Genomic DNA, 24,249 nt, shown 5'->3' with positions numbered 1-24,249 from the left:
GTAAATTACAAAGACGCAAACATCAACTTACCAGAAATGTCGCTGAAAGAACAAATCGATATGTCAAGGCTACCCAGCCACATCGCAATAATTATGGATGGAAATGGCCGTTGGGCTCAGGAAAAAGGCCAGGACAGGTTGTATGGGCATTTTCATGGTGTTGAGAGCGTTCGTAACATCGTTGAAGGAAGTGCTGAATTGGGTATTGAGTATCTTACGCTATACGCTTTTTCTACTGAAAACTGGGACCGCCCGGTCACAGAAGTAACGGGCCTGATGGAACTGCTGGTGGAAACAATCAGGAAAGAAGTTCCTACGCTGAATAAAAATAATATTCGTTTACACGTGATCGGTGATATGTCAATGCTTCCTGAGTATGCAAAAAATGCATTGAATGAAGCACTTGAGATGACAGCGGTAAATACCGGCTTGAACCTGGTGATGGCATTGAGTTATAGTTCCCGCTGGGAACTCGTGCAGGCTGTTCGCCGGATAGGCGAAGATGTAAAAAAAGGCCTGGTTGATCCGGATACCATTAATCATGACACTTTACAAAAATACCTGACTACCAGTGCTTTCCCCGATCCACAGCTGATGATCCGGACAAGCGGTGAATTCAGAATCAGCAATTTCCTCCTTTATCAACTTGCATACGCTGAATTGTATTTTACATCTATCCGGTGGCCCGATTTTAGAAAAGAACATCTTTACGAGGCCATTATCGATTATCAGAAAAGGGAACGCCGTTTCGGAAAGACCAGCAGCCAACTGCAGGATGAAATGACTGCGGGCACAGAAACCCTAAATAATTAGGGCTTTCTTTAACAAACCTTTTCACAAAAAGCCTTTATTTTGCCCCCCGAAAATCAACTGATGAAGCGCATCTGTACGTTCTTTTTATTCCTGGTAGCCGTGATTGTTGCAGATGCCGGGGCTTATGCTCAACAAAATGATACCATTCCCGCAAAACTTCCTGCGGATACAATACCTCCGGTTACTGATACTGTTCCGGGAAATGCTTCCGTAGACCCGGCTTTATTGGGCCTCTTCGATGCGAAAAATCCGCGCAAATACGTAATTGCAGACATTAAAGTAATTGGTAATAAAATATTTGACCCAGCAATTGTAATTTCTGTTAGTGGCCTTGCAGTTGGTGATGAAGTTACCATACCAGGTGGGGACCAGTTCGCAAAAGCGATCATGAAACTCTGGTCGCAGAACATGTTCACCAATATCAATATCTATATAACCAAACTGGAAGACAGAAATATCTGGGTCGAGATTGATGCCGTAGAAAGGCCGATGCTTTCCGACTTCAAATTTAAAGGAGTAAAGAAAAGTGAGCAGGATGATCTCGCTGAAAAAGTTGGCCTGTTCAAGAGTCGTGTGGTAACGGATAATATGCGCATGACCGCAGTAGAGAACATCAAAAAATATTATCTGGAAAAAGGCTATACAGGCGCAGAAGTAGAAATTCAGGAAGTTTCAGACCCCAATGCACCTGGCAAAGTGATTCTGAATTTCTTAATTACAAAAGGTAATAAAGTAAGGATTGATGAGATCCATTTCTTTGGAAATGATAATGTTTCTGAACACAAACTCAAGAAACAGCTGAAGGGAACGAAAGAGAAAACGCACGTATCTCTTTTTGCCGATTCAGATTCTACTCCTTACGGAAATATCAAAAGAAAAACCTGGAAGGAATTTGTGCACGAGAAAGCATACCTGAAACCCTCGAAAGCAATTCAATACCTCGATCCATGGTTCAGGTTCAGGTTCTTTGCTTCAGCTAAATTCAACGAAAAGAAATACCTCGAGGATAAAGAAAAAGTACTCTCCTATTACAACTCGCTCGGTTTCCGTGATGCAATGATCGAGAAAGATACACAATACATGACCAAAAAAGGGAACATGGATATTGTGTTGAAAGTTAACGAGGGAAGAAGGTATTATTTTGGAAATATCACCTGGAGAGGAAATACAAAATATTCTGATTCTATTCTTACAGTTCTTCTTGGTATAAAACGAGGAGACATCTACAATATTGAAACACTGGAGAAAAAGCTTGGTAAACAACTTGCTCCTGAAGGCGGTGATATCAGTTCCCTTTACATGGATGATGGATATCTGTTTTTCCAGGTGGATCCGGTGGAAACTTCCGTTTACAATGATACCATCGATCACGAGATCCAGATTCGTGAAGGGCCCCAGGCGAATATCAAAGCCGTAAATATTACTGGCAATACCAAAACCAAGGAGCACGTAATCCGCAGGGAATTGCGTACTATTCCGGGCGAGAAATTCAGCCGCCAGGACCTGATCCGTTCACAGCGCGAGATCGTGAACCTGAACTATTTTGACCAGGAAAAAATTGGTCTGCAACCTGTTCCTAACCAGGATGATGGTACAGTGGATATCAATTATTCACTCGTTGAAAAATCATCTGATCAGCTTGAGCTGAGCGCAGGATGGGGTGGTGGAATTGGTTTGACAGGTACTATTGGTGTTACCTTTAACAACTTCTCCATCAAGAATATTTTCAATAAAAAAGCATGGGATCCATTGCCTGCAGGTGATGGTCAGAAACTGAGTCTGCGTTTTCAGTCGAACGGTCGCTATTTCCGAACGATCAACTTCTCATTCACTGAGCCGTGGCTGGGTGGTAAGAAAAGGAACAGTTTTACATTCAGTGTGTTCAACTCACGTTTCTCAAATGCATACAATCCGCAGACGGGTTTGTTTGATAAGAAATATTCTGATTCATCATACCTGAGCACAACGGGTGCATCAATAGCATTGGGTAAACAGTTGAAATGGCCGGATGACTTTTTCACTCTCGTTTATACACTGAGCTTTATCAATTATAAGGCAAGGAACTACCCGATCTTCCCTGGTTTCAGTACAGGAAACTCAACCAACGTCAACCTTAAAATTGCGCTGGCCCGTTCTTCTGTGGATCAGCCGATATTCCCCCGCAGTGGTTCTAACTTCCTTTTGAGTGGAGCATTTACACCACCATGGTCAGCCATCAGGGGTATTGATGAGGCGGATATATTCAAACTTGTCGAGTACCATAAATGGCGTTTGAATATGGAATGGTTTGTTCCCATCGGAAGGGGAACAGGGGCTGATAAATCACGCCAGTTTGTATTGCGCGTGGTTGCGAAATATGGCTTTATTGGTCGCTATACTAATAAACTTCCGGTATCTCCATTCGAACGTTTCCAGGTGGGTGATGCGGGCCTTACAAACAACTATGGAGTACTTGGCTACGACATCATCGCGCATCGCGGATATCCTGTGTACGAAAGTTCTGATCCTACAGTAAACCCTGACAAACAACAGGCGTCTCAGTTCTTTACGATATTCAACAAATACACCATTGAAATGCGCTATCCGTTCGTAACGAATCCGAGCAGTACCATATTTGGTCTTGCTTTCTTTGAAGCGGCAAATGGTTGGTATAGTTTCAAGGAATGGAATCCGTTCCGTTTACGGAGATCCGTTGGTTTGGGTGTACGTTTCTTCCTGCCAATGTTTGGCTTACTTGGATTTGATTATGGTATCGGTCTCGACAGGATTACACCAAATGGAAGATTACGTGATGCAAGCCGGTTCACATTCATGCTTGGATTTGAACCTGAATAGGACTTTTTTGAAATTCTCATAAATGTCTCGCATATGAAAAAAATCATTTTATCCGCCATAATTCTTTTCCTGGCATTCCAGGTAAATGCACAGAGATATGCGGTTATCGACACAAAATATATACTCGATAAAATCCCTGATTATAAAGAAGCGCAGAAAAAGCTGGATGAATTCAGTACACAGTGGCAGAGAGAAATTGATGGTAGACAAGGAGAATTGGACCAGATGTACAGAAATTTCGAGGCTGAGCAGGTGATGTTAAGCGATGAGCTTCGCAAAAAAAGAGAAGACGAATTATTTAACAAAGAGAAAGAGTTAAGAGATCTGCAGAAGAAAAGGTTTGGTTTTGAGGGAGATCTGTTTAGAAAGCGCCAGGAATTGGTGAAACCCATACAGGACAAGGTGTACAATGCGGTTCAAAAAATAGCCGTTGCGAGGCAATACGACTTTATTTTAGATAAAAGTGAAGGAATTACAGTTATCTTTGCCGACCCAAAACTGGACAAGAGTGATGATATACTGAGGGAATTGGGTGTTAAATAAACGCAAAACAGGTTAAGGCATACAACGCGATAGTCATCCCTAACAACTATAAAATTCAAAACAAAAAACAAATGAAAAGAGTAGCATTCCTGGCCGTGATGATGATGGGATTGTTTTCAGCCAGCCAACTTTCTGCACAAACAAAAACTGCATTCATCAGCGTAGACGAAGTTGTTCAGCTGATGCCGGAATATAAAAAAGCAATGGCTGACATGGCCCAGTTTGACAGCTCTTTGCAAATCAACTATGCTTCGACTGTACAGGAGCTCAATCGCCTGGATAGTACAATTAAAGCTGACTCACTGAAATGGTCACCTGCCGTTAAAAATGCGCAGAAAGACAAAATGAAAAAATTACTCGTAGACCTCCAGGGTTATGAGCAATCATATCAACAGCAGATGCAACAGAAACAGGAAGAATTGCTGACTCCTGTTGCACAGAAAGCCAATTCCCTGATCAGTGATGTAGCCAAGACCAACGGATTTACTTATGTTTTCCGTAAAGAAGCTTTGCTGGTATTTCCTGACGGCGATGATCTTCTTCCATTGGTGAAAAAGAAGCTTGGCGTGGCCACTACAGCTCCTAAACCAGCTGGTGTAAAATAGTTAGTTCAACCTCGATTATATTCAGTGAGCCGGCCTTGAGCCGGCTTTTTTATTAGGCAAGAGGCAGGTGATTGGAGGCAGGAGAATAAGTGCATTTCTTTTGTTAATACTGGTTGTCAGTTATCAGACCTGATGAAGGCTGTCCAGATATAGCGGTCGTTTTTTATTTTCATCCTGTTTTCAGTTCCTGTTTTCAATTTCGAATAAGCAGCGGGCAACAGGTACTAAGCAATTAATCAAAGAGGTGGCAAGCCCCTACAGCATTGTGGTGGCAACAGATACTATACAGTTAACCTGAAGTTTGTGTTACCGTTTTCTGTTACGATACTGAGGCAGCTGTCGGCAGATATTTCTTAGTGATTTTCTGTTTTCTGTTGATGATGTTGGTTGTCTGAAACAGCCAGTTTTCGGTTGTTATTTGTAAATCGCTGATTGTTCCGGTTTTCAGTTTTCGCCTCTTCCAGTATTCTGTATTCAGCAACCTGTATTGTTTCCTTAAGTTTCTCTTTCTGTTTTCTGTTGCTCCCCTGTGTTCTGTATTCCATATTCTGTATCCTGTATTCTCCTATTACATTTAATTTTACAAAAAAACTGAATGACTGAAACACGTTCTGGCGGCCCTATCGGAATTTTTGATTCTGGTTACGGCGGCCTGACAGTGATGAAAGAGATCGTAAGTGTATTACCAGAATATGACTATATATATCTTGGTGATAATGCCCGCGCGCCTTACGGGCCCAGATCTTTTGATACGGTTTATCATTACACTCTGGAATGCGTGCGTTGGTTTTTTGAGCAGGGTTGTCCACTGGTTATTCTTGCATGTAATACTGCATCTGCAAAAGCTCTCAGAACAATTCAACAGAATGATCTTCCCAACATTGCGCCCGACAAGAGAGTGCTTGGCGTAATCAGACCTACTGCTGAAATTATTGGGGAGTACACACATTCCAAAAAGATCGGAGTGCTGGGAACCCGGGGAACAGTGCAATCGGATTCTTACCTGATAGAAATTAATAAATTCTTCCCGCACGTAAATGTCTTTCAGCAGGCTTGCCCGATGTGGGTTCCCATCGTTGAAAATCAGGAATATGATCAGCCGGGAGCGGATTATTTTGTAAAGAAATCGATCGGTGAATTACTTCAAAAGTCAGATGAAATAGATACCATTTTACTTGCCTGTACACATTATCCTTTGCTGTTACCCAAGATTATCGAAAATGTTCCTGAGGGTATGCGGGTGATCCCGCAAGGTGAAATTGTTGCCAGGAGCCTGCAGGACTATCTACGGCGTCATCAGGAGATGAACAAGAGGTTGAATTTTACTACAATTGAAGGGAAACGCAGCTTTTTTACTACGGATTCGCCAGAAGATTTTGATCGCCAGGCCAGTGTGTTTTTCGGCGAAAAGGTCATTTCAAAACATGTGGAAGTGCAGCATTTCTGAGGGTTTCACTTGAAAAGATGGTTTTAAATCATTTGAAAAAAACCTTCCATGCTTAGCTATATTTCCTTACCTTTGCCGTCCTTTCACAAATTTACGGGTGTGGTGACCTGTAGATGATTGAAACCTGGACCGCTTCTCCCGGTTCGTATTTCAGAAAAAGTGAAAAAGAAAATATTATGAAACGTACATTTCAACCGCATCGTCGCCGCCGTAAAAGCGTTCATGGATTCCGTAAACGTATGGCTACAGCGAATGGCCGCAAGGTATTGGCGAGCAGGCGCAGGAAAGGCCGTAAAAAACTCACGGTTTCCAGCGAGAACAAGCAGAAATAATCCGGCGGTATCAGCATACTGCTGAAAGAAATAATTGAATAGCTCGGCCTTGCGGCAGGAGCTATTTTTGTTGATAGTAACCTTCCATCTTTGAACCGGAAATTCACTTTAGGAAAACATGAACGACTGAAAAGTCGCAAGGCGATTTCAGCTCTTTTCAGCAAAGGAAAAAAGCTGAACATTTCCCCATTGCTGGCTTACTATACACTTCATCGAATCGATAGCGACAGTAGCAAAACGGTGCCGGTATTAATGGGTGCCGGTGTTAGGAACAAGTATTTCAAAAGTGCGGTTGACAGGAACAGGATCAAACGTTGTATCCGCGAATCTTACCGGCTTCAATCTTTACAACTAAAAAGTCTGTTCCAGGAAAAAGGATGGCAGCTGCATGTTTTTTTCATTTTCACCGCAAAAGAGATCGGTCAATTAACAAATATCTCGGCTAAAATGAACCTAATTTTGCAACAGCTGGAATCAGTGATTACCGATCATGCCTGAGCAAACATCAAATTCATTTTTACAACAACTCTTGCGGATACTTGCATATCCCTTCATTCTGCTCATACGTTTGTATCAGCTGATCATCTCTCCTATCCTTGGTCCCAAGTGCAGGTTTGAGCCCAGCTGTTCTGCTTATGGAGTCGAAGCATTAAAAAAACATGGATTGATCAGGGGAACCTGGTTAACCGTAAGAAGAATTGCACGCTGCCATCCCTGGGGCGGTAGCGGATATGACCCTGTTCCCTGATGGTTTCAGCAACACAACGATACAAACGTAAAGACGAACAATCGCGCCTGGAAGAATTTCTTCATCGAAAAGCTGACGAGTACAATCGTCCTGAATTCATTTTAGCCGATCCGATATCAGTGCCTCACACTTTTTCCTTGCAGCAGGATATTGAAATCGCCGGGTTTTTTGCTGCCCTTTTTGCCTGGGGAAATCGCAAAACGATCATCGCAAAATCAAAAGAGTTAATGAAACTTATGGATGACAGTCCGTATGATTTTGTACTCAATCACCGTGATAGTGATTTAAAGGCGATGGGTTCGTTCAAACACAGGACTTTTAATTCCGAAGATCTTTATTACTTCATCGAATTTTTGCAGGGACATTATTCAGGAAGTCTCCGATATAATGCCAATATAGAACTTATAAAATTCAATCCGGAATTTCCAACATTGGAAACTGCTTTCACCATTGGGTTGAGGGCTGATCATTCATCAACAGAGGATGTGTTACGGAACTTCTTCAATTACTTTTTCTCCATCGCCGATTCTCCAAAACGTACCAGAAAACACATATCAACTCCGGCGAAAAATTCTGCATGCAAAAGGCTCAGCATGTTCCTGCGTTGGATGGTAAGGTATGATAAGAATAATGTTGATTTCGGAATATGGCACTCGCTTCAGCCTTCGCAGCTGGTTTGTCCGCTGGATGTACATGTTGCGAGAGTTGCCAAAAGATTTGGATTGATTAAACGAGAACAAACTGATTGGGCCGCAGCTATCGCACTAACGGAAACGCTGAAACGATTTGATCCTAAAGATCCGGTCAGGTTTGATTTTGCTCTGTTTGGACTTGGTGCGGAAGAGAAGTTCTGAATTCCCGCGTGAAATAGCCATCTACCCAAAGTTTTATTCTTCTTCCAGCTGAGGTTTTACACTTGTTTTCGAAAAAAATGCATCCGAAATTGCTGAAAGCCCCCAGGTATCCGATACTTGCAAGTATCGGATACCTGGCGCAAAAATTTTGAAAATGCATTATTTGAAAAACGAATTATATCACATTTACAATCGGGGAAATCAGAAACAGAAAATATTTTTCGAACTGGATAATTACGAATACTTCGTTCGGAAAATGAAGAAGCATCTTGTTCCATGTTGCGACATCCTGGCCTGGTGCCTGATGCCAAATCATTTTCATTTTTTGATACATGCCAATGAACTTTCTGTGGCTCCGGTAAACAAAAAAGGAATTCCATATCAAAACCTGTCAGACGGATTCAGAAAACTACTGAGCTCATACACGAAAGGCATTAACTCAAAATATAGAATGACGGGCAATCTGTTTCAACAACATACAAGAGCCAAATCTTTGGTGAATGATGCTGGCAATTACAGTTTAACAGCATTCAATTATATCCATCAAAATCCATGGAAAGGAAATCTTGTGCGTCAGGTGGAAGACTGGAAATATTCATCGCTGCGGGACTATATCGGTAAAAGAAACTCCGGAATATGTAATATGGAACTTGCAAAACAAATACTCGAACCAGGTTCAATTGAGAACATATTAAATTCTGCAAGGCAATTTGAACTGTCGGATATAGCTCAAATTTTTCAATCTGAACCTAAGATTTCCTCAAAATTAATCTTCGATAATTCGGAAAAAATACCTGATTTTGAAATAACAGAGATTTTACTCAATGGTTAAGTCTTTAAACTGCATCAGCGATTCAGGATTCTTCATCGTTCCTGGCACAGCAACTTTTTTAAAATCCTGCCCCATCAGTATTTTTTTTACAGGCATTTCCATCTTCTTGCCACTGAGGGTATAAGGAACCGTTTTTATTTCCAGTATTTCATCCGGCACATGCCTGGGACTGTATTGACTGCGAAGCTTTGAATTGATCTTTTGTTTCAGTTCCTTAGTTAGTTGAATGCCTTCTTTAAGTACAACAAATAATGGCATATAATATCTGCCACCGGGTTTTTCGACGCACACAACGAGGCTGTCGGTAATTTCCGGCAGACTTTCAACAGCACTGTAAATTTCGGCTGTACCTATACGTACACCATCGCGATTCAGCGTTGCGTCGGAACGACCATAGATTATGATGGTGTTTCTTGACGTGATGCAGATCCAATCACCATGCCGCCAGATACCGGGATAATTTTCAAAATAGCTGCTGAAATATCTCTGGTTTCCCGGATCATTCCAGAAGAATACAGGCATACTTGGCATGGGTTTCTTAATAATCATCTCACCCAACGTGTCACGTACAGGTTTGCCGGAATCATCGACAGAATCCAGATCACAGCCGAGTAATCTGCATTGTATTTCACCAGCGTATACCGGCGACAAAGGATTACCCCCAACAAAACAGCTGCATATATCAGTACCTCCACTCAGGGAAATCAGCCATACATCTTTTTTTATTCCGGAATAAATCCATTCAAATCCCTCTGGCGGAAGTGGCGAGCCTGTTGATCCGATAGTACGTAAGTCAGGAAAATGATCAGGCGCAAAGTGCAATCCCGATTTCATACAAGCGATATAATATGCAGCGCCGCCACCAAAATGATTCACTCCGACTTTCTCTGCATAGTCCCAGAGCTGATGCAAATCGGGATAACCCGCAGCACCTTCATAAATGACCAATGTAGTACCGCATAGCATGGAAGCCAATGCATAATTCCACATCATCCATCCGGTGGTCGAGTACCAGAAATATCTTTCTCCAGATTTTACATCCTGGTGAAGACTCAATGCTTTAAAATGCTCTATCAACGATCCTCCGACTGAATGTGTAATTGCTTTTGGCTTACCGGTGGTTCCAGAAGAAAACAAAACCCATAAAGGATCATTGAACGGAACACGAGCGAAGGAAATTTTTTGATGGTGAAAACTTACTACTTCATCCCAGCCGACTGTACCGGGCACACGGGAATCGGGCTTGAGGAAGGGAACAAGGACTGTAGTCTGCAATGAAGGAATTGCCGAAATTAATTCCGATACAACTGCAGTCTTGTCAAATATTTGTCCATTATAAGTATATCCATCTGAAATAAATAATAAAGAAGGCTGTATCTGTTCAAACCTGTCTATGATACTTGCATTGCCAAAGTCCGGAGAACAACTGCTCCACACGGCACCCACACTGTTAGCTGCAAGAAATGCAATAACTGCTTCAGGAATATTTGGCAAAACTGCACAAACACGATCACCTGCTTTTATTCCCTGTCCAGTCATCCACCACGCAAGCGAAGCCACTTTCTCCTCCAGATCATGCCATGATAATTCGCTTTCCTCCTTTAGTTCAGATTTATAAATTATTGCAGGCGCACTGCCATTTTTATTTCTGAAAATATGCTCAGCATAATTCAACTTCATTCCCGGAAACCATTTTGTGCCGATCATTCCATCTGCCGGCAACACAATGGCATCCGAATCGTTGCCATCATATGATATATCAAACCATTTGACGATTGTCTTCCAGAAAATACCAGGCTCATCAGTACTCCATTTCCACAAGCCATCATAATCTTCAAATGCCAGTCCATAATTTTCTCCCAACCATTGCATATATCGTTTCAGGTTGGAGTCCCGGATCAATGTTTCCGATGGGGACCACAATGGCATTTTTGTTTCCATAAATTATCGTGATTAAAAATAATGAAATTGATTTCATCCATTCATTTAAATTAGATGTGATGGAATCGGAAGAATCAATAATGCTGGAAAATCTTATACGTGCAGATTGGAAAATCGAGCTGAAAAAATCGGCAACGGAAGAAGATTTGTTGAATGCGCTTGCCTTTGAAATTAACAGAATGATTCAAACTGATTTTTCCCGGCTTATACAGCTTCTTTACCGCATCGATATTTCAGAAAAAAAACTCAAAGAGCTTCTGCATAAAAACAAACAGTCGGATGCAGGAAAAATAATTGCTCATATGATTATTGAACGTCAGAAAGAAAAAATACGATACAGAAACGAACATCCGCCTGGAAAGGAAGATTCTTCAGGCGAAGAACGTTGGTAATGAAGTCGAAACAAAATCATAACAATCAAGTCCTGCATCTTTTGCACCGACAATAAAGTGGGGACCTCTTGCCTTTTGCCTATCATTACCTATTTTTACGATCCACAAAAGCATTCCCGATGAAATTGGTTTCTTATCTGCTGGACGGTCATGATCAGCTCGCCATTTTAATCGATGGTCATTTGTACAACACAGATAAGCTGAACCCGGAGCTTCCTTCTTCCATGATGATGTTCCTGAATTATTGGGATGATTATCTGCCAATTGCACTGTCATGTGAAGAATCTATAAAACAAGGACGCATTTACAGCACCACCGGACTACCCATAGGTGCTGCAGAATTGCTGGCACCGATTCCTTATCCGCCAAGTTGCAGGGATGCTTACGCTTTTCGTCAGCATGTTGAATCGGCCAGGCGTAACCGTGGTGCGCAGATGATTTCTGAATTTGATCAATACCCGGTTTTTTATTTCACCAATCATCATGGCATACAGGGTCCGGGTGATGTTATCTGCATGCCGGATCATTTTGAGCAACTTGATTTTGAGCTGGAAGCTGCCATCGTTATCAGTAAACATGGTCGTAATATTCCGGCATCAATGGCGGACCAATACATCGCGGGATTGATGATCATGAATGATTTCAGCGCCCGTCGTTTACAGATGGAAGAAATGCTGCTGAACCTTGGTCCCGCAAAAGGAAAAGATTTTGCAACTGCTATTGGCCCCTGCCTCGTAACCCTTGATGAACTTGAACAATTTGAAGTCCCCTGCAAAGAGGGACATGAAGGCAAAACCTGGAGCCTCCCGATGACTTGTCGTGTAAATGGCGAAATGGTGAGTTCAGGCAATCTTCGTGATATGGACTGGACTTTTGCAGAGATCATCGAGCGTGCATCGTATGGCGTCAATTTACTTCCGGGTGATATTATCGGCAGTGGTACAGTCGGCACAGGGTGCTTTCTCGAACTCAATGGAACCGCAAAACTGAAAGACCCATCTTCAGTACCTGTATGGCTAAACGAAAACGACACTGTTGAACTCGAGATCGAAAACCTGGGTAAACTGACGAACAGGATCATCAGAGAAGAGTCAGATATGTCGCTCCTCGCGCGGAAGAAGCGGACTAATTTATAGGTATTAAGTTTTAAGTTATAGGTTAGCGGTTGCGGTATCAATGTTTTTCTTATTGTTCGGGATATTTTTCAATTACCATCCACCTAGGAATTTATCACTCGCATACGCTTACTTATAACTTCCTCCCTATAACCCACAACTTTAAGCGCTTTCAACGCCATGCATCCTGCGACGAATGAGCAGCTCAGCCGTTTTCAACCATTCTTCGTTTTCATTCAGGGCCGGAACCATCGCAAATTCTTCTCCACCGCTTTCCAAAAATAATTCCCGGCCCTCAACTTCAATTTCCTCCAGTGTTTCAAGGCAATCACTGACAAAGGCGGGGCAAATGATGACCAGTTTTTTAATGCCTTGTTTAGGAAAATTTGCCAGCTGAGTCACCGTGTAAGGCTTCAACCATGCATCTGTACCCAAACGACTCTGAAATGAAAAACTGAACTGGCCCTTTTTTAATCCCAGTTCTGCCGCAACTCCTTCTGTTGTTCTGATGATCTGGTGGCGATAGCAGAATGCATGCGCAGTCGAAGAAGTCGAGCAGCAATCATTCGTCATCAGGCAATGTGATTTTGTCGGATCTGTTTTTTTCACGTGACGTTCAGGAATTCCGTGATATGAGAAAAGAAAATGATCCGGGCGGGATTCCATATATGGCCTGATGGAAGTGGCAAGTGCCTTTATATAGTGCAGATCTGCAAAAAACGGTGGTACAATTTCCAATGAGGAACGATAGCCTGCAACAGTATACTGCTCCTGCACCTGTACGACAGCCGTTTCATAGCTGCTCATCGCATAATGCGGATACAATGGAAACAGAATGAGATGTTCCAATTGCGGATTTTCCTTATGTATTCTTTCCAGTACCGAAGCTGTATCCGGACTTCCATAACGCATACTGTAATACACCGGTTCGTCAAACCTTTCCTGGATCAGTTGCAATAATTTTTTGGTGTGTACGACCAATGGAGATCCTTCTTTCGTCCAGATGCTTTTATATTTTTCAGCGCTTTTAGAAGCCCTGAAAGGCACGATCAATCCTTTAACTACGATTGACCGAAGCAACCCGGGCATATCAATAACACGTTTATCCATCAGAAACTCTGTCAGATAGGGTTTCAGATCCTTACTTGTCGGTGAATCGGGCGATCCCAGGTTCATTAAAAGAATAGCGGTATTACTCATTCTGCAAAAATATTATCGTGAATCTTCAGGATTGCATTAAAAGATGTTTTGACGATAATATGACACTAAAAATATAATTAACGTGAACTTTGTGCGTCCCGTTTTCAGACCTAGTTTACGATGACAGAACAGCTTATTTCGAGGTTTTTTGTGGCAGGGATCAGTTACCGTACCGCTGACGCCGTACAAAGGGGTCAGTTTGCCATTTCTGAAAGTGCCTATGCACTAATGCTCGAAGAAGCGAAATCTATCCATGTCCGCAGCTTATTTGCTATTTCCACGTGTAACAGGTCCGAGATCTATGCATTTGCGCCTGATGAACAAATGGTTAAAGATCTTTTTCTGAAATATTCCGGTGGCTCAACAAAACTGTTTACCGAAGCAGGATTCATCAAAAAAGGTGCCGCGGCCTTTGAGCATTTATTTTATATGGCCGCTGGTATTGACTCCCAGATTTTGGGTGATTATGAGATCCTTGGTCAGTTAAAGAAAGCTGTTGCTTTCAGCAGAAATTATGGAATGATCGGACCCGTAATGGATCGGAGCATTAATATCGCTCAGCAGGCTTCAAAAACAGTAAAAACAAAAACTGCGTTCAGTTCAGGAACCGTGTCTGTTTCATACGCTGCCGTTGAATGGCTGAAAGAACATGAGAATATCAACAAAAAGAGTATTCTCCTTTTTGGTACCGGCAAATTCGGAAGAAATATTGCCAAAAATCTGAAGCATTATTTTACATCAGATGTAACGGTCATCAATCGTACTGATGAAGTTGCAAAACAATTTGCGGAAGATAACGGAATCGAATGGCAGCCTTTTGTTTCTCTGAAAGAAAATATCCGCAAGGCTGATATCATCATCGTTTGTACAAACGCAGGTCACTATACAATTCTCCCTGAATATTTCTCCGGTGACAAACACCAGTGCATTATGGATATTTCCGTTCCGGTGAACGTACATCCCGGAGTAAAAAATATAGAAGGGATATCTGTTGCAGGTATCGATGAAATTTCAAAAATTCTTCAGTCTACACAATTCAAAAGATTGTCGGAATTACCAAAAGCCAAAGCCATCATCGCTTCACACCTGGAAGAATTAAATGCCTGGCTTGAAATGCAGAGATATACTCCCATTATACGTGAATTAAAAGCGAAGCTGGAACACCTGGGTGATCATATTCATCAAAACGAATCACCATTGAGTTTCCGCGTAAATAAAACCATCAGTAAACTTGCAGTCAATCTTCGCCAGAAGAATGAAAAAGGATGTGTGTACATTCACGCATTCAAGGATTTTCTGCAACCCGGAATTATAGAATGAACAAACCTGTTCGCATAGCTACCAGGGAGAGCAGACTTGCTGTCTGGCAAGCACATTGTGTGCAGCAAAAACTAGAGGCGGCTGGCATATCCACTGAAATTGTTTTTATTAAAAGTGATGGTGATATCAATCTTACTACACCTTTATACGAATTGGGCGTACAGGGAATATTTACACGTTCACTGGATCTCGCATTATTGAATGACCAGGCAGATATTGCTGTACATTCTTTTAAAGATGTTCCTACGCAGCCAGCGAAAGGATTACATGTTGCCGCTGTTTTAAAAAGAGGAAATCACCAGGATGCATTGGTTATAAGAAAAGAAAACGATACAGAAGATCCGGCTTCGATGAAAGTGATTGCGACAAGCAGTATCCGCCGGAAAGCGCAATGGTTATATCGCTATCCCGGTACTGTGATTGAAAATATCAGGGGAAATGTGAATACGAGATTGCAGAAGCTGAACAGTTCCCATTGGAATGCAGCCATTTTCGCTGCAGCAGGTTTGGAACGACTCGAATTATTTTCAGATGAGACAGGTCCGCAGGTATTGCTGGATTGGATGATCCCGGCACCGGCACAGGGCGCAATCGCTGTTGTTTGCCGATCAGGTGATGAAAAGATGCAAGAATTTTGCAGCATTCTGCATCATGAAGAAACATTTGTTTGTACTCAGGCTGAACGAGAATTTCTCCGCTTTTTACAGGGAGGATGTTCGACGCCCATCAGTGCATTCGCCTTTATTGATGGTGGGAAAATTCACTTTCGTGGAAATGTTACGGCAACAGATGGGTCTGACCGGATCGATATTTCTTTCGACGCAGATGCGGATGACAGAACTGTTTCGAAAAAAGCAGCGGATGAAATGATAGGTCAGGGATTCAAAAAACTGATTTCCCTATGAAACACGAACCAATAATTTTATCAACAAAAGTTTTACGGCCGGATGTGCAGCTGGCTGCTTCACAAAACGAAGTTGAACTGCTGATGGCGGATTTTATCATGATTGATTTTATAGATCCCGGTGAATCGGCAAAGGAAATTCTTTCTTCTCACCATCCGCTAATTCTCACCAGTCAGCAAGGAGTAAGGGCTTTGGAAAAAATTTCATACGATGGCAAAACCGGTTTCAAAAACCGGGATGTCTATTGCATAGCAGGTGAAACCCGGAAAGCAACCGAGCTGATACCATCCTTATATATCATTGGCACGGCAGTAAATGCGGTGTCACTTGCAGAGTTGATCATTGATCAAAACAGGTCGCAGACATATCATTACATATGTGGTACCAGCAGACGCGACGCTTTACCCGAATTATTAAAAGCTGCGGGCAAAGCAGTGAAAGAATACCCACTGTACCGTACAGTGCTTACCGGTTCCAAAATCACAACATTTTTTGATGCAGTTCTTTTTTTCAGCCCGAGTGGCGCCGACAGTTTCTTCCAGTCGAATCTTCTTTCTAACGATGTTCCGTGTTTTTGTATAGGAGAAACAACAGCGGCAGCAGTCGAGGGGCACGGTGGTCGCGTGGCTGGAATTGCAGCAGAGCCTGATCAGCGTAAAGTGCTGGAAACAGCCATTTCTTATTTTAAAAAATCCAGAAAAAAACAGCGTTTATGATAACAACAACCCATAACCGCGAAACTATATCAATGCAATCATTAAAAAATGATTTATTGCTGAAAGCGCTTCGTGGTGAAAAAGTTTCCAGGCCTCCCGTATGGATGATGCGCCAGGCAGGTCGCTACCTGCCCGAATACCAGGAGCTTCGAGCGAAATATGATTTCTTTACCAGGGTACAAACTCCTGAACTTGCCGCTGCGATAACTATTCAACCGGTCGATATTATCGATACTGATGCCGCGATTCTTTTCAGTGATATCCTTGTCGTTCCGCAGGCTATGGGCTTAACTGTTGAAATGATCGAAGGCCGTGGTCCGGTGCTGCCAAAAACAATCAAATCCTTTGAAGATGTAAATGCATTAGTGGTTGAAGAGGCGGCTTCGCAATTACAATATGTATACAACGCAATTAAAGTAACAAAACAACAATTGAATAATCGTGTTCCTTTGATTGGCTTTGCGGGAGCTCCATGGACGCTTTTCTGTTACATGGTTGAGGGAAAAGGAAGCAAGACATGGGACAAAGCAAAAACGCTTTGCTATACCCAGCCTGAACTTGCGCACGCTTTACTTCAAAAGATTACTGATGTTACCATTGCTTATCTAAAACAACAAATTGTTGCCGGTGCAGATTGTGTGCAGTTATTCGATAGCTGGGCTGGCGTATGGGACAAACAGGATTTCCTGACCTATGCACATCCCTACAACAAACAAATTGTTGAAGCTGTGAAAAACGATGCTCCCTTTACTTTGTTCGCAAAAGGAGTATGGCATAGTCTGGTTGAAATGCAGGATACCGGCGCAAATGCACTGGGCCTTGACTGGGCAAACACAGCAGCTTTTGCACGCGGGCTTACAGGCAATAATATTACCCTACAGGGAAATTACGATCCTGCAAAACTGATGCAGTCACCTGAAAAAATCACAAAAGATGTCCACCAGATGATTAATGATTTTGGTGTACAACGCTATATTGTAAATCTTGGTCACGGCATAACTCCGCAAATACCGGTTAGTCATGCCCGTGCTTTTATTGATGCTGTGAAGTCATGGAAGGAATAAAAGAAAGATTCACTGTTCATATTCATGATCTGCAGGACAGGATCTGTGCTGCTCTTGAAGAAGTTGATGGTAAATCAACCTTTGCCGAAGATCAATGGCAAAGGCCGGGTGGTGGCGGAGGAAGAACCCGTGTTATTGCAAACGGGAATGTTTTTGAAAAAGGAGGCGTGAATACCAGTGTGGTTGAAGGCGAAGTTACAGCGGCGATGAAGCAGCAATTGCAAATGAACGGCGACTACTTTTTTGCTTGTGGAATCTCCCTGGTCATTCATCCGTATAACCCGTTTGTTCCCACGGTGCATGCCAATTTCAGATTCTTTGAACTCTACGATGCACACAAAAAACCCATTGATCAATGGTTTGGTGGTGGTGCCGATCTGACACCATATTATTTGTTTGAAGAAGATGCAATTCATTTTCATCAGACGTTGAAAAATGCATGCGACGAATTTGATATAACCCTGTATCCAAAATATTTCAAACAATGCAATCAATACTTTGTCAATCATCATCGCAACAAAGAAGCACGTGGGATCGGTGGGATTTTCTTCGATTATCTGCGATCAGAAAGCGATATCACTCCGGAAGACAGATTTAATTTTGTAAAAGCGAGCAGTGAAAGCTTTCTACCGGCATATATTCCCATCGTTGAAAAAAGAAAATCAACTCCGTTCGGAGAGCATCATAAGTACTGGCAGGAAATAAGAAGGGGAAGATATGTAGAGTTTAACCTGATCCATGATCGCGGAACTCTGTTCGGTTTAAAAACCAATGGCAGAACAGAAAGTATTCTGATGAGTTTGCCGCCCACCGTGCGTTTCGACTACGATTATCATCCGGAGCCCGGTTCTCCGGAAGATCAGTTGTATCAAGTTTGTTTACATCCAAAAAACTGGTTATGCATTTAATTAAGCGCGGACGAATACTCAGAAAATCTGCAGCAGTGAGGCAGATGGTTTCGGAAACCACTCTTCAGCCGTCTGATTTTATCGCGCCCTTGTTCATCATTGAAGGAGAAAAAGTCCAGGAAGAGATCATTTCAATGCCGGGATATTTCCGGAGAAGTCTTGATCTCACCATTGACGAAGTAAAACATCTTCACAGCATCGGCATTCCCTCTGTTTTACTTTTCATCAAATGTCCTGATCATCTTAAAAACAAAAAAGGTTCAGAAGCAATAAATCCCGATGGCCTCATGCAGCGTGCTGTCAAAGAAATAAAAAATGCTGTTCCTGAAATGTGTGTGATGACGGACGTGGCGCTTGATCCATACAACAGTGATGGACATGATGGCCTTGTCGAAAATGGCGAGATCCTGAATGATGAAACGGTAGAGGTTCTGAGTGCGATGAGTTTAAGTCACGCGAAAGCAGGTGCCGATTTTGTTGCTCCCAGTGATATGATGGACGGACGAATTGCTGCCATCAGGAAAGCTTTTGAAGAAAATAATTTTAACAGAACCGGAATACTTAGCTACAGTGCGAAATATGCATCCTGTTTTTACGGTCCGTTCCGTGATGCATTGGACAGCGCTCCGGGATTTGGCGACAAAAAAACATACCAGATGGACTACGCCAATCGCATCGAGGCGGTAAAAGAAACGCTGATGGATATAGAAGAAGGTGCTGATATTGTGATGGTGAAACCGGCACTGAGTTATCTCGATATCATCAGGGAAGTTAAAAACCAGGTATCCGTTCCTGTTGCTGCATACCAGGTGAGTGGTGAGTATTCTATGATTAAGGCAGCCGCTGAGCGTGGTTGGCTTAATGAGGATAAAGCAATACTGGAAACGACCACTTCAATCAAAAGAGCGGGTGCAGATCTGATTGCAAGTTATTTTGCAAAAGACATTGTGGGACTGATCAGTTAGACCATCTTTAATCTCATCAATCAGTAAGAATGAAATATACTCAGAGTGAAACTTTGTTTGCGCGGGCAAATGAATCCATACCGGGAGGAGTTAACTCGCCGGTACGTGCATTCAGAAGTGTAGGAGGAACGCCTCTGTTTATCCAATCGGCTAAGGGCGCTTATTTAAAAGATGCTGACGGTAATGAGTATATCGATTATATTAACAGCTGGGGGCCGATGATCCTGGGTCATGCCTATGAGCCAGTACTGAAAGCAATACAGGACCAATTGCAATACTCATTGAGTTTTGGTGCACCAACGGAACTTGAAATTGAAATGGCCGAACTGATCAAACAGATGGTTCCGAATATTGATCTTGTTCGTATGGTCAATAGTGGAACGGAGGCCTGTATGAGTGCACTTCGCCTTGCACGCGGTTATACAGGAAAAAACAAACTCATCAAATTCGAAGGTTGCTATCATGGTCATGCTGATAGTTTTCTTGTAAGTGCCGGCAGCGGTGTAGCGACATTAGGTATTCAATCCGTACCTGGCGTAACATCTGAAATTGCAAACGATACTTTAACTGCATCCTATAACAACCTGGCTGAGGTTGAACAACTGGTTGAAAGAAATAAAAATCAGATCGCAGCGATTATTATCGAACCTGTCGCGGGCAATATGGGCTGTGTACCTCCGCAACATGCATTCCTTCAGGGGCTTCGTGACCTCTGCGACCAGGAAAATATTGTTTTGATTTTTGATGAAGTCATGACTGGTTTCCGCCTCGCACCTGGAGGTGCACAGGAGTTTTTCGGCATTGCGGCTGACCTCGTTACCTATGGAAAAATTATTGGAGGCGGACTTCCGGTAGGTGCATATGGTGGCAAAAAAGAAATCATGAACATGGTAGCACCGACCGGAAAAGTGTACCAGGCGGGGACATTGAGTGGGAATCCGCTTGCGATGCGTGCGGGATATACGATGCTGAAAACACTGAACGAACAACCGGAAATATATGATCAACTGGAAGCCACAACAGCAAAACTGGAAGCTGGCCTTCTCGAAATTTTCACCAGGAAAAAAGTGCCGGTGACGATCAACCGCGCAGCGAGTATGATCAGTGTACATTTCAGTGATCATGCAGTTGTGGATTTTACATCAGCCATCGCAGCTAATAATGATCTCTTCAAAAAATATTTTCACGCCTCCCTTGCCGAAGGTGTTTATCTGCCCCCCTCTCCTTTTGAAACCTGGTTTATCAGTACTGCGATCGGAGAAAAAGAATTGAATCATACCTTCCATGTGACCGAAAAATTCCTTTCGCATTTATAGATATGGAAGCCGGATATATTAAAGCCCTGCATATCATTTTTATCGTCACCTGGTTTGCAGGTCTTTTTTATTTGCCACGATTAATGGTATATGCAGCGGAAGCCAACCAGCTCCCCGACGAAAAAGCAAAAAGCATTTTGCAGTCGCAATATCAGCTTATGAAAAAAAGACTGTTGTTTGGCATTACATGGCCGTCAGCAATTATAACACTCCTGCTTGGTGCAAGACTTCTTATGATTTTTCCATTGACCGGCTGGCTGAAATTAAAACTGGTTTTTGTTGCTCTACTCTATCTCTATCATTTCAGCCTGCAGGCGATATATACTCAGCAAAAAAATAACGAGTTTAAATACAATGGACAACAACTACGGTTGTGGAATGAAGTACCCACTGTTATACTATTCGCAGTCGTGTTTCTCGTTGTGATGAAAAACACGCTTGACCTTTGGTATGGACTTGCTGGCCTGGCTGCACTAATTCTACTCTTGACTTTGGCTATTCGTATATACAAATCGATACGTAAAAAATAATCTGAAGGAAGTGGAATAAATTTTAACAGACTAACTTTTCACGAGTTATGTCCTTTTGCTTTTTGCCTCCTGCCTTTTGCCTATTTTTGATTTTATATTGATTGGCTATGTCTCTTCGTCAGTTTATTTCCGCGAGAAAATTTCTACGATCATTTTATTCAGTTACCGATTCCGTTGTGCTGCGCTGGAAGGAATTTGCTGCGCTGTTTGGTCTGCACGATGATGTATTCTTTGATTCACGTCATAAAAAGTTGACGACTCCCGTAACAGCGATCCTGATCGGCGCCGGTCATCGCGGAAATATTTATGCGTCTTATGCTGCGAAATTTCCATCGGAATTAAAAATTGTTGGTGTTGCAGATTCAAATCCGGAAAGGAGAAAACGGATCGCAGCAACCCATGGTATTCCCGAAAAATTCTCTTTCAATGATTGGAAGCAGGTGTTCAGATCGGGAAAAATTGCTGACGCGGTAATTATTGCTACGCCTGATCATTTACATACAGAACCCTGCCTTACTGCACTGGATGCGGGTTACAATGTTCTGCTTGAGAAACCGGCTGCACCGACTGAAAAAGAGTGCAGGGAAATTTTGAGCAAGGCAATGGAAACAAAGAAAATTGTCGGTGTCTGTCATGTACTTCGTTATTCACCTTATTTCCGTGAATTGAAAGAAGTTATCGATGCGGGACTGATCGGTGATATCATCAGTGTGCATCACATGGAGCCGATTGAACATATTCATATGAGCCATTCCTATGTACGCGGGAAATGGCGCAACAGTAAAATGGCGACACCGATCATTCTTGCCAAATCCTGTCATGATACCGACATCATTCGATGGCTGGTGAACAGTCCTGTGCATGATGTCCATTGCTTTGGTAACCTGCGTTGGTTTACCAATGCCAATGCTCCTGCCGGAAGTACTGAGCGGTGTACAGATGGATGCAAAGTAGAAAGCAGTTGTCCCTATTCGGCATTGCAGATCTACTATCGCGACAGAAAAAGACTGTATGTTTTTGATCTTCCGGAAGACAAAGACAAATGGGATGAACAGATCCTGCATGCATTGAAGACTACTGATTACGGTCGCTGCGTTTATCGTATGGATAACGATCAACCCGATCATCTTACAGTAAATATGCTTTTTGAAAATGGAGTTACAGCGGCATTCTCAATGGAAGCGCATGTTTCTTATGAAGGTCGCAGAACACGTATCATGGGTTCTAAAGGAGATATCGTTGGTGATATGGAAACCTTCACGTTAACGGAATTCAGGAATAGAAAACAAACTACCTGGAGCATGAAAACGGATGCTCATGGTGGCGGTGATTTTGGACTTGTTCGTGATTGGGTACAGGCTGTTGCACAGAATAATCCAACCCTTCTGAGTTCTTCAATAGATATTTCTGTTGAAAGTCACCTGGTGGCTTTTGCAGCTGAAAGAAGCCGACTGAACAGATCAATCGAAGATGTGCGACTGTTGCCACCGGAAATTGCTGCTACCTGATATTCTGATTAAATTACCGCCAGATGAAAAGTGATTTTACCGATCGCCTCAGATTGAAGGACGAGAAAGAAAATCCGGAAATAGTAAATAACAATATTCAATCTGGTATTGTATTTCGTGGCACCAATCTCTGGATTCTGGTTTTTGCGATTTTCGTCGCGTCACTTGGCCTTAATGTAAACTCTACTGCTGTCATCATTGGAGCAATGCTTATTTCTCCTTTGATGGGGCCGATCATGGGCATTGGATATTCTGTTGGTATCAACAACGCAACCATTCTCAAAAAATCAATTTACAATTATCTTGTTGCTACGTTTACGGCTCTTACCACTTCGACGATCTATTTTCTGATCACACCCCTTTACGACGCGCACTCAGAAATTCTTGCAAGAACAACGCCCACAGTGTATGATGTAGTCATTGCGTTGTTTGGCGGATTCGCTGGTATGCTGGCCACGGCCAGTAAAATCAAAGGCAATGTTATTCCGGGCGTTGCAATAGCTACAGCCCTTATGCCGCCTTTGTGCACTGCCGGATACGGCATCGCTACACTTCGCCTGAATTTTTTCCTTGGAGCCATCTACCTGTATATCATCAACAGTGTGTTTATTGCTGTTGCCGCTTTCCTGGTGGTCAAGTCCCTGAGATATCCCCGGATACATATGGCAACTTCCAATCTGGAGATTGTCGCTAAGCGTACAATTTACCTGGTCGTTTTAATTACACTCATCCCGAGCGTATATTTTGCTTACGACCTTGTCAAAAGGGATGAGTTTAATAAAAATGCAGAAAAATTTATTTCAATTGAAGCGAATTTCCCAAACGATTATCTGTTGAATAAAAAGATTGACAGCAAGGAACGCCATATAACTTTAATCTATGGCGGACGTGAGATATCCGAAGCAGAAATCAAGACATTGAAAGGAAAATTAAAAAATTATCATCTCCAGGATACTAAACTGAATATAAGACAGGGATTTGCGTATGACAATGCAAGAGATGAAAGCTCCGACAAAACCGGTGATCAAACTTTCCAGCTTCTTCAACAGGCCAGTTTTGAACTTAATGAATACAAGCGAAAAGATGACAGCCTGCGGAAACTAACCGAACTTGGCAAAGACATCCATTCGGAATTAAAAATCATTTATCCTTCACTGATTTCGTCAATATTACAGCCTGCTATAAAGTTCAATAAAGATTCCACACCTGCTTCAACTTTCCTGGCAGTCTTAAAATATAATGGAAAATTACAAAAGCCCGATCTTCTGAAAATTGAAACGCTCTTAAAAAAAAGGTTGAAAACAGATTCGGTACTATTGATATTGGAATGATGTATTGAAGCATCCTGCCCAGTTGAAGC

The 24,249-nt window shown here is 42.4% G+C and carries 24 protein-coding genes; 22 read left to right on the top strand and 2 right to left on the bottom strand.

Features of this window, described 5'->3' with window-relative positions:
- Positions 1-36: 36 nt before the first annotated feature.
- The 10 genes from P2W82_RS06985 (at position 37) to P2W82_RS06940 (ending at position 9,009) form a co-directional block, all read left to right on the top strand.
- Complete coding sequence (locus tag P2W82_RS06985; RefSeq protein WP_336515136.1) at positions 37-813, top strand: isoprenyl transferase; 777 nt, start codon at positions 37-39, stop codon at positions 811-813.
- A gap of 60 nt (positions 814-873) precedes the next feature.
- Positions 874-3,648: a BamA/OMP85 family outer membrane protein gene (locus P2W82_RS06980; RefSeq protein ID WP_336515135.1), complete on the top strand. Its 2,775-nt coding sequence runs from the start codon at positions 874-876 to the stop codon at positions 3,646-3,648.
- A 33-nt stretch (positions 3,649-3,681) separates the two neighbouring features.
- Entirely contained in the window at positions 3,682-4,191 is a 510-nt protein-coding gene (locus P2W82_RS06975; RefSeq protein WP_336515134.1) for an OmpH/Skp family outer membrane protein, read from the top strand.
- Between the two features lie 71 nt (positions 4,192-4,262).
- Positions 4,263-4,796: an OmpH/Skp family outer membrane protein gene (locus P2W82_RS06970; protein WP_336515133.1), complete on the top strand. Its 534-nt coding sequence runs from the start codon at positions 4,263-4,265 to the stop codon at positions 4,794-4,796.
- Between the two features lie 595 nt (positions 4,797-5,391).
- Entirely contained in the window at positions 5,392-6,243 is an 852-nt protein-coding gene (murI, locus tag P2W82_RS06965) for a glutamate racemase (RefSeq protein ID WP_336515132.1), read from the top strand.
- Between the two features lie 176 nt (positions 6,244-6,419).
- Positions 6,420-6,575 (top strand): 50S ribosomal protein L34, encoded by a 156-nt coding sequence (gene rpmH, locus P2W82_RS06960; protein ID WP_336515131.1) that lies wholly within the window; start codon positions 6,420-6,422, stop codon positions 6,573-6,575.
- A 90-nt stretch (positions 6,576-6,665) separates the two neighbouring features.
- Positions 6,666-7,073, top strand: coding sequence for a ribonuclease P protein component (locus tag P2W82_RS06955; RefSeq protein ID WP_336515130.1), 408 nt, complete (start codon positions 6,666-6,668; stop codon positions 7,071-7,073).
- Positions 7,066-7,323, top strand: coding sequence for a membrane protein insertion efficiency factor YidD (gene yidD, locus P2W82_RS06950; RefSeq protein ID WP_336515129.1), 258 nt, complete (start codon positions 7,066-7,068; stop codon positions 7,321-7,323). The genes P2W82_RS06955 and yidD overlap by 8 nt, the downstream gene beginning before the upstream one ends.
- Positions 7,323-8,177, top strand: coding sequence for a TIGR02757 family protein (locus tag P2W82_RS06945; protein ID WP_336515128.1), 855 nt, complete (start codon positions 7,323-7,325; stop codon positions 8,175-8,177). The genes yidD and P2W82_RS06945 overlap by 1 nt, the downstream gene beginning before the upstream one ends.
- A 163-nt stretch (positions 8,178-8,340) precedes the next feature.
- Complete coding sequence (locus P2W82_RS06940) at positions 8,341-9,009, top strand: transposase (RefSeq protein ID WP_336515127.1); 669 nt, start codon at positions 8,341-8,343, stop codon at positions 9,007-9,009.
- Here P2W82_RS06940 and P2W82_RS06935 read toward each other — a convergent pair.
- Positions 8,995-10,950 (bottom strand): acetoacetate--CoA ligase, encoded by a 1,956-nt coding sequence (locus P2W82_RS06935; protein WP_336515126.1) that lies wholly within the window; start codon positions 10,948-10,950, stop codon positions 8,995-8,997. The two genes, P2W82_RS06940 and P2W82_RS06935, sit on opposite strands and share 15 nt — an antisense overlap.
- Positions 10,951-11,009: 59 nt before the next feature.
- Here P2W82_RS06935 and P2W82_RS06930 point away from each other — a divergent pair, with 59 nt between their 5' ends.
- Positions 11,010-11,342: a hypothetical protein gene (locus tag P2W82_RS06930; protein ID WP_336515125.1), complete on the top strand. Its 333-nt coding sequence runs from the start codon at positions 11,010-11,012 to the stop codon at positions 11,340-11,342.
- A gap of 119 nt (positions 11,343-11,461) precedes the next feature.
- Positions 11,462-12,478, top strand: coding sequence for a fumarylacetoacetate hydrolase family protein (locus P2W82_RS06925; protein ID WP_336515124.1), 1,017 nt, complete (start codon positions 11,462-11,464; stop codon positions 12,476-12,478).
- 141 nt (positions 12,479-12,619) lie between these two features.
- Here the strand turns inward: P2W82_RS06925 and hemH are convergent, their stop codons facing one another.
- The gene (gene hemH, locus P2W82_RS06920) at positions 12,620-13,657 is read right to left on the bottom strand and encodes a ferrochelatase (protein WP_336515123.1); all 1,038 of its coding nucleotides are present in this window, start codon (positions 13,655-13,657) and stop codon (positions 12,620-12,622) included.
- 120 nt (positions 13,658-13,777) lie between these two features.
- Between hemH and hemA the strand changes: the two genes are divergently transcribed.
- From hemA to P2W82_RS06870, 10 genes are all read left to right on the top strand, one after another.
- On the top strand, positions 13,778-14,977 hold the full coding sequence (gene hemA / locus P2W82_RS06915; protein ID WP_336515122.1) for a glutamyl-tRNA reductase: 1,200 nt from the start codon (positions 13,778-13,780) through the stop codon (positions 14,975-14,977).
- On the top strand, positions 14,974-15,882 hold the full coding sequence (hemC, locus tag P2W82_RS06910) for a hydroxymethylbilane synthase (protein WP_336515121.1): 909 nt from the start codon (positions 14,974-14,976) through the stop codon (positions 15,880-15,882). Before hemA ends, hemC begins: the two co-directional genes overlap by 4 nt.
- Positions 15,879-16,598, top strand: a complete 720-nt coding sequence (locus tag P2W82_RS06905) for a uroporphyrinogen-III synthase (protein ID WP_336515120.1) — start codon at positions 15,879-15,881, stop codon at positions 16,596-16,598. The genes hemC and P2W82_RS06905 overlap by 4 nt, the downstream gene beginning before the upstream one ends.
- A complete protein-coding gene (gene hemE, locus P2W82_RS06900; protein WP_336515119.1) occupies positions 16,595-17,662 on the top strand; it encodes a uroporphyrinogen decarboxylase in 1,068 nt (355 codons plus the stop codon). Before P2W82_RS06905 ends, hemE begins: the two co-directional genes overlap by 4 nt.
- On the top strand, positions 17,650-18,570 hold the full coding sequence (hemF, locus tag P2W82_RS06895) for an oxygen-dependent coproporphyrinogen oxidase (RefSeq protein WP_336515118.1): 921 nt from the start codon (positions 17,650-17,652) through the stop codon (positions 18,568-18,570). The genes hemE and hemF overlap by 13 nt, the downstream gene beginning before the upstream one ends.
- Complete coding sequence (gene hemB, locus P2W82_RS06890) at positions 18,561-19,535, top strand: porphobilinogen synthase (protein ID WP_336515117.1); 975 nt, start codon at positions 18,561-18,563, stop codon at positions 19,533-19,535. Before hemF ends, hemB begins: the two co-directional genes overlap by 10 nt.
- A gap of 29 nt (positions 19,536-19,564) precedes the next feature.
- On the top strand, positions 19,565-20,851 hold the full coding sequence (gene hemL / locus P2W82_RS06885; RefSeq protein WP_336515116.1) for a glutamate-1-semialdehyde 2,1-aminomutase: 1,287 nt from the start codon (positions 19,565-19,567) through the stop codon (positions 20,849-20,851).
- A gap of 2 nt (positions 20,852-20,853) precedes the next feature.
- A complete protein-coding gene (locus P2W82_RS06880) occupies positions 20,854-21,381 on the top strand; it encodes a CopD family protein (RefSeq protein WP_336515115.1) in 528 nt (175 codons plus the stop codon).
- Positions 21,382-21,488: 107 nt separating this feature from the next.
- Entirely contained in the window at positions 21,489-22,889 is a 1,401-nt protein-coding gene (locus P2W82_RS06875; protein ID WP_336515114.1) for a Gfo/Idh/MocA family protein, read from the top strand.
- 23 nt (positions 22,890-22,912) lie between these two features.
- Positions 22,913-24,220 (top strand): DUF389 domain-containing protein, encoded by a 1,308-nt coding sequence (locus P2W82_RS06870; protein WP_336515113.1) that lies wholly within the window; start codon positions 22,913-22,915, stop codon positions 24,218-24,220.
- Positions 24,221-24,249 lie beyond the last annotated feature (29 nt).

Source organism: Pollutibacter soli (assembly GCA_029269725.1).
GTDB lineage: Bacteria > Bacteroidota > Bacteroidia > Chitinophagales > Chitinophagaceae > Pollutibacter > Pollutibacter soli.
This window is presented reverse-complemented; position numbering and strand designations above follow the sequence as displayed.